The following is a 211-nucleotide window of genomic DNA, read 5'->3' on the forward strand; positions in this document are numbered from 1 at the left end:
CCGCCGGACTCCTTTTAAACAAAATGGCCACCCATCGTTGGGTGGCCATTTTGCGTTTACACGAAAAGAACAGGGAGCATCATGCCAGAAGAGGAAGAGCGCCGTCCGCGTCGCAACGACGACGGTGGATCGCGCGGGCACCGCGCTTCTGGCGGACGCCCCAGCAATAGCCGTGACGGTGCGCCGCGTCGTGACGGCGCAGCTCCCCGTC

Origin of the sequence: Microbacterium sp. Be9, assembly GCF_011754135.1 — a bacterium.
GTDB classification, from domain to species: domain Bacteria; phylum Actinomycetota; class Actinomycetes; order Actinomycetales; family Microbacteriaceae; genus Microbacterium; species Microbacterium maritypicum_A.